The sequence below is a fragment of the Zoogloea sp. genome (assembly GCF_041904905.1).
Lineage (GTDB): Bacteria > Pseudomonadota > Gammaproteobacteria > Burkholderiales > Rhodocyclaceae > Zoogloea.
The window spans coordinates 1-9,181 of sequence record NZ_JAYRMI010000109.1 but is presented as its reverse complement, the minus strand read 5'-3'; the positions used below and the strand labels follow the sequence as shown (position 1 = coordinate 9,181).

Here is a 9,181-nt window from a genome sequence, read left to right as displayed (position 1 = left end):
GCCAAGGCCGCGGTGCATCAGGCGCGGGTCAACCTGGGGGCCGGCCCGGCGCCGGCCGGGACGATGACGGTGGTGCTCGGCAACGGCTGGCCGGGCATCCTGCTCCACGAGGCCATCGGCCACGGCCGGGAGGGCGACTTCAACCGCAAGGAGAGTTCGGCCTTCTGCGGTCGCATCGGCCAGCAGGTGGCGGCCAAGGGCGTGACGGTGGTGGATGACGGCACCCTGCCGGACCGCCGCGGGTCGCTCACCGTCGACGACGAGGGCAACCCCACCCAGCGCACCGTGCTGATCGAGGACGGCATCCTCACCGGCTACATGCAGGACATGCTCAACGCGCGCCTGATGGGCGTGGCGCCCACCGGCAACGGCCGCCGCGAGTCCTTCGCCCACCTGCCCCTGCCGCGGATGACCAACACCATCATGCTGGCCGGTCAGCACGAGCCGGCGGAGATCATCGCCTCGGTGAAGAACGGGCTGTACGCCGCCAACTTCGGCGGCGGGCAGGTGGACATCACCTCGGGCAAGTTCGTGTTCTCCACCTCCGAGTGCTACCTGATCGAGGACGGCAAGGTGACCCGGCCCGTGAAGGGCGCCACCCTCATCGGCAATGGCCCGGACTGCCTGACCCGGGTTTCGATGATCGGTAACGATCTGGCCCTCGATCCGGGGGTCGGCACCTGTGGCAAGGATGGCCAGAGCGTGCCTGTGGGGGTCGGCCAGCCGACCTTGCGTATCGACGGACTGACCGTCGGTGGAACTGGAGCCTGAAGAGATGAAGCGTCGTGAGTTCTTGGTTGCGGCGGCCTTGCTGCCTGCCGCGTCTGTGCTGAATGCAGCACCGTCGTCAGCCGCCGCAGCGGGTGGGCTGTCCCTGCAGGGGGCGATCAACCGCGCCGGTCGCCAGCGGATGCTGTCCCAGCGCTGCGCCAAGGGCTGGCGGATGCTGGTCGATGGGGTGCTGCCCGAGAAGGCCAAGAGCATCCTGGATGGCTCGATCCGCCTCTTCGACCAGCAGCTGGTCGATCTGCGGGCCCTGTTGCCAAACGACGAGATCCGCTCCGCCCACCAGTTGCTCGAATCGGAATGGGGGCGCTACCGGTCGCTGCTCACCGACATCCGCGCCGACGCCAAGCTGGTCTGGGGTGGGAGCGAGGCGACGCTGAGTGCCGCCCACAAGCTCACCCTGGCCTACGAGCGGACGTCCGGCACGCCGGCCGGCCGGCTGGTCAACCTGGCGGGGCGTCAGCGCATGCTGTCCCAGCGGATGGCGAAGGCCTACCTCTTCCGTCAGGCGGGGGTCAATCCCGAGCCGGCGCGGGAGATGCTCGACACCGCGATGAAGGAGTTCTCCAAAGCCCTCGACGAGCTCAAGACCGCCCCCCAGAACACCGCCCAGATCAAGTCCGAGCTGGCGCTGGTGGATCAGCAGTGGTTCTTCTTCCAGAACTCCCTCAGCCAGCGCGCCGCAGACGACATGAAGAGGGCCGCTGCCAGCGTGGCGACCACCAGCGAGCGCATCCTCGAGGAGATGGATTCGGTGGTGGCCCTCTACGAGAAGCTCTGAGGGGACGGGTGTGAATCGACCGGGCTGGCTGCCAGGGCTTGTGGCGGGCCTGCTGCTGGCGGGGTGCGCGGCACCCCGGGTGGCGCCGTCGGCCGACCGGCTGGACGAAGGCCAGTTGGCTCGGGCCGTTGCCCAAAGCCGGATCGTGCCGCTCACGGTAGCGCGGATCGTGGCCCGCTCCCGGGCCGGCGAGGCGCCGGGCAGCCTCATCGACGACATTCGCAGCAGCAACACCCACCTGGCTCTGCCCCCCGAGACGCGCGCCACGCTGCGCGGGCAGGGGGTGGCCGAGGCGGTGCTGGACGAGCTGGCGGCAGCCCACGCGCGCTGGGCGCAGGATCAGGCCACCGCCGAGAAGGTGCGCCGCGATACCGCCCGGATCGAGGCCGCCGACCGGGCCCGTGCAGAAGAGGCACGCCGCCGCCGGGACGACTACGGGCCTTACGTGTCGCCCTACGCCCCCCTGTGGCCTTACGGTTACCCGCCGTACCGCGGCTACGGCGGCGGTTTCGGCTGGGGCGTGCACATCCGGCGCTGACGCCGCTCAGAAAAGGGCGAGCTGTCCGGCATCCCGCGCGGGCGGGCGGAAGCGGGCGGTGTTCAGCTCGCGGCGCATCCGGTTGAGGCCAAGGCGCTCGCAGCAGCGCTGCAGGCGCTGGCGGTAGAGCTGGGCAAACACCCCATCGCCACGCATCCGGTGACCGAAGCGGCTGTCGTTGAGTTCGCCGCCGCGCATCTGGCGCAGCAGGCTCAGCACGTGGGCTGCCCGATCCGGGTAGTGGGTGACGAGCCAGTCTTCGAACAGCTGCCGCAACTCCCGCGGCAGGCGCAGCAGCCCATAGCCGGCTGCTTCCGCGCCGGCGGCGTGGGCGGCTTCCAGCACCCGCTCCAGTTCGTGGTCGTTGAGGGCGGGGATCAGCGGAGCGAACAGCACGCCCACCGGCACCCCGGCGTCTCGCAGGCGCGCCATGGCCGCCAGCCGTCGTGCCGGACTGGGCGCGCGGGGCTCCAGCTGCCGGGCGAGGCGGGGGGTGAGGGTAGTGATGGAAAACATCACCTGCACCAGCCCATTCTGGGCGAGATCGGCGAGGAGATCGATGTCCCGCTCGATGAGCGCCGACTTGGTGACGATGGACACCGGGTGGCGGGTTTCGGCAAGCAGCGCCAGCAACTGCCGGGTGAGGCCCAGGCGCCGCTCGACGGGCTGCCAGCCGTCGGTGTTGATGCGCAGCGCCACGGGCTGACAGCGGTAGCCCGGGGCGGCCAGCTCCCGGCGCAGCACGGCCGGGGCGTCGGGCTTCCAGGCGATCCGGGTTTCGAAATCCAGGCCGGGTGAGAGGCCGAGGTAGGCGTGGCCCGGCCGCGCGAAGCAGTAGGCGCAGCCATGCTCGCAACCTTTGTAGGGGTTGATGGACTGGGCGAAGGGCACGTCGGGCGAGGTGTTGCGCACGATCACCGAGCGGGCCGTGTCCACCAGCAGGGTGGTGGGCGGCCCGTGTTCGGGCAGGTCGTCGGCGGTCTGGGCCCAACCGTCGTCGAAGGCGGCGCGCTGCCAGTCGGCAAAGCGGTCCGTGGGGTTGAGGCGGCTGCCACGGCCGCGGGGCGGGTCGGCGGGCTTCATTCGGGTAGATTAATCTATATAAAAATACAGTTCAAGCGGGTGCCCGCAGCTTCGACGACACGCTGCTGCCCGCTCCCGGTGCGAGGCCGTGTTACGGGGCGGGCGCATCGGCTAGAATGACCGACTCCCTCAAGCAAAGCCGACAGGATTCACCATGCATGCCTCCTCGAAGATCCATATCGACGACGTCCGTATCAAGGCCATCAAGGAACTCGCTCCGCCCGCCCACGTGCTGCGCGAGTTTCCGGCATCGCCCAAGGCCGCGGCGACCACCTTCGAGGCGCGCACGGCGATCCACCGCATCCTGTTCGGCGCCGACGACCGCCTGCTGGTGGTGATCGGCCCGTGCTCGATCCACGACTACGCTGCAGCGATGGAGTACGCCCGCCGCCTGAAGGTGGAGGCCGACCGCCTCAAGGACGATCTGCTCATCGTGATGCGGGTGTACTTCGAGAAGCCGCGCACTACGGTTGGCTGGAAGGGCCTCATCAACGACCCGCATCTGGACGGCAGCTTCGCGATCAACGAGGGCCTGCGCCTGGCGCGTCAGCTGCTGGCGGAGGTCAACGAGCTGGGGCTGTCGGCGGCCACCGAGTTCCTCGACATGATTACCCCCCAGTACATCGCCGACCTGATCGCCTGGGGGGCCATCGGCGCCCGTACCACCGAGAGCCAGGTGCACCGGGAGCTTGCCTCCGGGCTGTCGTGCCCGGTGGGGTTCAAGAACGGCACCGACGGCAACGTGCGCATCGCGGTGGATGCCATCAAGGCGGCCCAGGCGCCGCACCACTTCCTGTCGGTGACCAAGGCCGGCCATTCGGCCATCGTGTCCACCGCCGGCAACGAAGACTGCCACCTCATCCTGCGTGGCGGTAGCGGCCCCAACTACGATGCCGCCAGCGTCGACGCGGCCTGCAAGGAGCTTTCCGCGGCCGGCGTGCAGGGCAAGCTGATGGTCGACTTCTCCCATGCCAACAGCCGCAAGCAGCACCGCCTGCAGGTGGAGGTGGCGCGGGACGTGGCGGGCCAGATGGCGGCCGGCAACGACCGCATCATGGGCGTGATGGTGGAATCCCACCTGAAGGAAGGCCGTCAGGATCTGAAGCCGGGGGTCGAGCTGGAGTACGGCAAGAGCATTACCGACGCCTGCATCGGCTGGGAAGACAGCGTGCTGGTGCTCGACGTGCTGGCCGAGGCCGTGCGTCAGCGCCGGGTGCGGCGCGCCGAGCCGGCCTGATTCAGATCGGGTGCGTTTCGAGGCGGGGGGCTGCGCCCGGCAGGGGGCTGTCCGGGCCCTCGATGCGCTGCCCGCCGCGGCGTTTGGCGCGGAACATCCGGGTGTCGGCGATCTTGATGAGGTCTTCGGCGCTCGTCGCGTCTTCCGGGAAGGTGGCCACGCCGATGCTGGTGCTCACCGGGTGGCAGGGGCTGTGGGTGGCCAGGGGCTCGTGCAGGGTGGCGAGGATCTTCGCCGCCACCTGATTGGCGGTGCCGGCGTCGTCCAGTTCGGCCAGTAGCACCACGAATTCGTCGCTGCCCAGGCGTGCCACGGTGTCGCAGGCGCGCACGCAGGTGCGCAGGCGGTCGGCGATCTCCAGCAGCGCCTGGTCGCCGGCGGCGTGCCCACCCAGGTCGTTCACGCGCCGGAAGTCGTCCAGATCCACGAACAGCAGGCCAACCCGCTCGTCGTAGCGGTGGGCGCGGGCGATCGCCAGGGTCAGGCGGTCGGTGAGCAGGCGCCGGTTGGGCAGGCCGGTGAGGGCGTCGTGATAAGCGAGGTGGCGGATCCGCTCGGTGCTGCGCACCTGCTCGGTCACGTCGATGGCGGTGCCGTGGTGGCCCAGAAAGGCGCCGTGCTCGTTGAAGCGGGGGGTGCCGCTGAGCTTGAGCCACTGGGGCGACTGGTTGCCGTTGGGGAGCTCGATCAGCACATCCCGGAAGCCGGCCCGGCTCTCGAAGGCGGTGCGCACCTCGGTGTGTTCCGGCCACGGTGCGCCGCCTGCCCGGTGGAACTGCCACCACTTGCGGCCAAGGTTGGCTTTCAGGGTGTTGGCGTCGGGGCTCTCCGAGCCATGGCTGATGTGCATCAGCCGGTGCTGGGGGTCGGTTTGCCAGTACCAGTCGGCACATCGGGCGATCAGGGTGCGCAGTTGGGAGGCAAGGAGTTCCTCGCAGGTGCCGTCCATCATTCTCTCGGTCACGTCGAAGGCGACCCACACCACCTGGGGCGGCTGGCTCTCCGGGTCGATCGCCTGGCCGGTGATCTCTGCCCAGAAGATGCTGCCGTCGCGACGCCGGAGCCGGGTCGAGCCGTGGTAGGTGTTGCCGCGCCGGATGGCCTTTTCGGCGGCCCGGGCGTGGTGGTGCCAGTCGGCGTGCTTTTCGAAGCCGTCGATCAGCCGGGCGCCCGCGATGCTGGCTTCGTCGGTGCGCATCATCTCGGCAAAGCGCCGGTTGCACACTTCCACCCGGTTGCCCCGCGACAGCACGATGGCGGCGCGGGCGTTGTCGAGCATGGCCTGCTGGTGGGGCGGGGAAGTCTCGAAGGCGCCCAGCCCGGGTTGGGGGACGCTGGCGTGGCCCGCCCGCAGCCCATGGGCGATCAGGGCGAAGGCGGTGAAGGCGAGCAGCCAGTAGGGCGCGCCCGGCGCGGCGAGGGGGGGGCTGCTCACCAGCAGGATGAACAGCGGCAGGAGGACGGCGGCCACAAACGCGGCGTAGTTGCCCAGGCCGCGGCTGATGCCGGCGCCGGCGAGGGTGACGCTGCACAGCACGACGCATAGGATCGCCTGGGATTGGGGGCTGGCGTCGTAGGGGCCGATGAGGGCGAGGGCGCCCCAGGCGGCGCCGCCCACAATGGGGCCGGCCGAGGCGAAGTAGCTGCGCAGGGGCACGTCGTCGTGCCGGCGCGCCAGCTCTTTTCGCGGCAGCGGCAGGGCGAGGCCCAGCATCAGGGCCTGGCTGGTGGCGAGCCCGAGCCACCAGGCCAGCAGGTAGATCTGCCGATCCATGTGGGACCACAGGACCATGACCGTGACGATGGCGGCGAACTGGGTGCCCAGGTGCAGGGCAGGCAGGCTGGAGCGCCACGCGGCGGCGGCATCAATGCCGGCCGCAGGGCTGCGGGGGGATTCCTGGCGGAGAAGGGGGTGCGTGCCAAGCTTCATGCGGCGGGGGCTCGAGCGGATCGTCGGGTGGGGTGCGCGGGGGCGGAGGCGGGGCGGCGGTGTTTGGGGTGTGGACGAAAACCGGGATCAAGCGCGATTATCTTAGGCTTGCGGGTTTGGCGAAATATGCCGAAAGTCATAGGTTTTCTGCGGGTTTTCAGTAACTTGATGATTTAAAAGACAATGTCAAAAATTGTTAAGGCATCTTTTTTTGGAAGAAGCTGAGTTGAACGTCGATTCGGGGCGCGTGGTGGGGCGTTTTGCGCCGTCGCCTACCGGGCCGCTGCACTTCGGGTCCATCGTCGCGGCGGTCGGCAGCTGTCTGGCGGCCCGTTCGGCGGGGGGGCGGTGGCTGCTGCGCATCGAGGATGTGGATGCGCCGCGGGCGGTGCCCGGGGCGGCGGAGGGCATCGTGCGCACGCTGGCGCGCTTCGGTTTCGAGTGGGATGGGCCGGTGGTGTGGCAGAGCCGGCGGACCGCGGCTTACCGGGATGCTTTCGAGCGCCTGCGGGCGGCCGGGCAGGTCTTCGGCTGCGCCTGCACCCGCAGGGAAATGGCCGATTCGGCCCTGGCGCGGGATGGCACCCGGCGCTATCCCGGCACCTGCCGCGAGGGGCTGCCAGCCGGGCGCGAGGCGCGGGCCTGGCGGTTGCGGGTGGCGCCCGGGGCGGTGCGCTTCGACGACGCGGTGCAGGCGCCGGTGGCCGAGGATGTGGCGGCGGACGTGGGGGATTTCGTGCTGCTGCGGGCCGACGGCCTGTTCGCCTACCAGCTGGCGGTGGTGGTGGATGACGCCGAGGCCGGGGTGACCGAGGTGGTGCGGGGCGCCGATCTGCTCGATTCGACGCCCCGCCAGATCCTGCTCCAGCGCCTGCTGGGCTACCCCACCCCGCGCTACGCCCATCTGCCGGTGGCGGGTAACGCGGCGGGCGAGAAGCTCTCCAAGCAGACCCTCGCGCGGGCGGTGGACGACGCCCGGCCCCAGCAGGTGCTGGTGGATGCCCTGAGTTTTCTGGGGCAGGCGCCGCCGGACGGGCTGGCGGAGGCGGAACTCGACGCGCTGTGGGCGTGGGCCCGGGCGCACTGGTCGATGGCGCGGGTGCCGCGCTGCCGGCTGGTGCCCGCATTGCGTTACGGCTGAAGCGGCGGCGATGGGCTACCCTGAAAGCAGGGCGGCGCGCAAGGGGCCGGGCTGCGGGCAGGGGGGAAGGTCATGGGCTGGTTGCGGGGCCTGAACAAGCCGATCGCCGACTGGCAGGGGCGGCGGGTGTGGATCGTCGGGGCTTCCAGCGGCATCGGCGCGGCCCTGGCGTCGGCGCTTCACGCCCGGGGCGCGCGGCTGGCCCTCTCGGCGCGTAGCGCGGATCGCCTGCAGACGCTGGCGCAGGGGTTCGACGGGGCGCTGGTGCTGCCCCTCGACGTGACCGATCCGGGCGCCTTCACCGTGTCGATGATGCAGATCCTCGACGCCTGGGGTGGGCTTGATCTGGTGGTGCTGAGCGCCGGCACCTACGCGCCGCTGCGGGCCTGGGACCTGACCGCGGACACCGCCCGCCGGACGGTGCACACCAACCTGCTGGGGGTGGTGGACGGGGTGGCGGCGGTGGTGCCCCAGTTCCTGCGCCAGCGGGGCGGGGCGATCGCCATCGTCGGTGGCGTGGCGGGCTACCGGGGGCTGCCGGAGGCGCTGGCCTACGGGCCGAGCAAGGCGGCGCTCATCAATTTTGCCGAGACGCTTTATCTCGATCTGGCGCCGCGCGGGGTGTCGGTGTTCCTCATCAATCCGGGCTTCGTGGCCACGCCGCGGCTGATGGCTTGCGTGGATTTCGAGACGCCGGCGCTGGTGGAGGCGCCCGAGGCGGCCCGCCGGATCGTCGAGGGGATGGCCCGGGGCAGCTTCGAGATCCACTTTCCCCGGCGCTTCACGCTGATGCTCAAGCTGCTGCGCTGCCTGCCTTACCGGCTCTACTTCCGGGTGGCGGCGCGGAGCGGGGGGCGCAGGGGCGACGGGTGAGCTTCGGGTGCCCGTTCTGGGTTTCGGCGGCGCCCGTCGATGCCCGAAATGAGTGCCATTCCGCGTTTTGTGTCAATGTGATTCGGGGTCGCCCATTTTGATGTTGTTTAACTTTACGGTCGTGGGGGCTCTCTAGAATCCGACTTGTGCCTGCGCCGCTCCGAGGGCGCTGCCGATGGACGGAGAGCCCGATGACGCCGAACGAGCGGGATGTGATCCTCAAGCCCTACGCGCTGCTGCGGCGGGGCCAGAACCGCTGGGACGGGTGGTACGACGTCCTGCAGAAGAAGGATCGCCGTCCGATCCGGACCTTCGTGCGGGTGCCGTCCCCCGAGGGCTTCGCCAACGCCGATCTGGCCTGTCAGGCGGCCGAGATCCTGGCCGAATGGGATTTCGAGCGCGGCTACGGGCTCACCCGACCGAAGCGCTGACCGGCGCCGTCACCCCGGCCGTTTCTTCCCCCAACGCGACGCGTTTCCCCCTGCCGTTCCTGCCCCGGGAGTCATCATGAAGGTGCTGTTGTCGAGCGTTCTGCTCCTGCCGCTGCTGGCCTAGGCCGCGGTTTACAAGTGCGGCGAGGGGGCCAGCGTGGTGTTCACCGACCGGCCGTGCAATTACGTGGCGCCGCCGGCCAAGGCCGACCCGCGGGCGGTGCCGGTGACGGTGAGCCCGGCCGATCTGGTCGGTCGCCCGGTGGTCAGCAGCCGGGAGACCCCGGCGGTGCGTCTGCCCCCGCGCTGACCGCCTGTCGCGGAGCCATCCGCCGCCCCAGCGCCGCCCACCGGCGCGCCAGCCAGCCGGCCAGGGCGCCC

At 70.3% G+C, this 9,181-nt stretch carries 10 protein-coding genes; 8 read left to right on the top strand and 2 right to left on the bottom strand.

The annotated features are described in order from the left end of the window. The 3 genes from ACE3N6_RS18650 to ACE3N6_RS18640 all read left to right on the top strand — a co-directional run. The coding region (locus ACE3N6_RS18650) for a metallopeptidase TldD-related protein (RefSeq protein WP_374247322.1) at positions 1–771 on the top strand (771 nt) is incomplete at its 5' end. Positions 772–775: 4 nt separating this feature from the next. Next, positions 776–1,567 (top strand): type IV pili methyl-accepting chemotaxis transducer N-terminal domain-containing protein, encoded by a 792-nt coding sequence (locus ACE3N6_RS18645; RefSeq protein WP_374247321.1) that lies wholly within the window; start codon positions 776–778, stop codon positions 1,565–1,567. Positions 1,568–1,577: 10 nt separating this feature from the next. Beyond that, positions 1,578–2,105 (top strand): hypothetical protein, encoded by a 528-nt coding sequence (locus tag ACE3N6_RS18640; RefSeq protein WP_374247320.1) that lies wholly within the window; start codon positions 1,578–1,580, stop codon positions 2,103–2,105. 6 nt (positions 2,106–2,111) lie between these two features. Here the strand turns inward: ACE3N6_RS18640 and ACE3N6_RS18635 are convergent, their stop codons facing one another. Further along, positions 2,112–3,188 (bottom strand): PA0069 family radical SAM protein, encoded by a 1,077-nt coding sequence (locus ACE3N6_RS18635; protein ID WP_374247319.1) that lies wholly within the window; start codon positions 3,186–3,188, stop codon positions 2,112–2,114. Between the two features lie 154 nt (positions 3,189–3,342). Here ACE3N6_RS18635 and aroG point away from each other — a divergent pair, with 154 nt between their 5' ends. After that, positions 3,343–4,425, top strand: coding sequence for a 3-deoxy-7-phosphoheptulonate synthase AroG (gene aroG, locus ACE3N6_RS18630; RefSeq protein ID WP_374247318.1), 1,083 nt, complete (start codon positions 3,343–3,345; stop codon positions 4,423–4,425). Position 4,426: 1 nt separating this feature from the next. On the opposite strand, the gene ACE3N6_RS18625 is transcribed toward aroG, so the two are convergent. After that, positions 4,427–6,355 (bottom strand): diguanylate cyclase domain-containing protein, encoded by a 1,929-nt coding sequence (locus tag ACE3N6_RS18625; protein ID WP_374247317.1) that lies wholly within the window; start codon positions 6,353–6,355, stop codon positions 4,427–4,429. Between the two features lie 226 nt (positions 6,356–6,581). Here ACE3N6_RS18625 and gluQRS point away from each other — a divergent pair, with 226 nt between their 5' ends. From gluQRS to ACE3N6_RS18605, 4 genes are all read left to right on the top strand, one after another. Beyond that, positions 6,582–7,496 carry a tRNA glutamyl-Q(34) synthetase GluQRS gene (gene gluQRS, locus ACE3N6_RS18620; protein ID WP_374247316.1) on the top strand — a complete coding sequence of 305 codons (915 nt, stop codon included), beginning with the start codon at positions 6,582–6,584 and terminating at the stop codon, positions 7,494–7,496. A gap of 72 nt (positions 7,497–7,568) precedes the next feature. After that, positions 7,569–8,369, top strand: coding sequence for an SDR family NAD(P)-dependent oxidoreductase (locus ACE3N6_RS18615; RefSeq protein ID WP_374247315.1), 801 nt, complete (start codon positions 7,569–7,571; stop codon positions 8,367–8,369). 191 nt (positions 8,370–8,560) lie between these two features. Beyond that, complete coding sequence (locus tag ACE3N6_RS18610; RefSeq protein WP_374247314.1) at positions 8,561–8,800, top strand: hypothetical protein; 240 nt, start codon at positions 8,561–8,563, stop codon at positions 8,798–8,800. Positions 8,801–8,957: 157 nt separating this feature from the next. After that, on the top strand, positions 8,958–9,110 hold the full coding sequence (locus ACE3N6_RS18605; protein ID WP_374247313.1) for a hypothetical protein: 153 nt from the start codon (positions 8,958–8,960) through the stop codon (positions 9,108–9,110). The last annotated feature ends 71 nt before the right edge of the window (positions 9,111–9,181 follow it).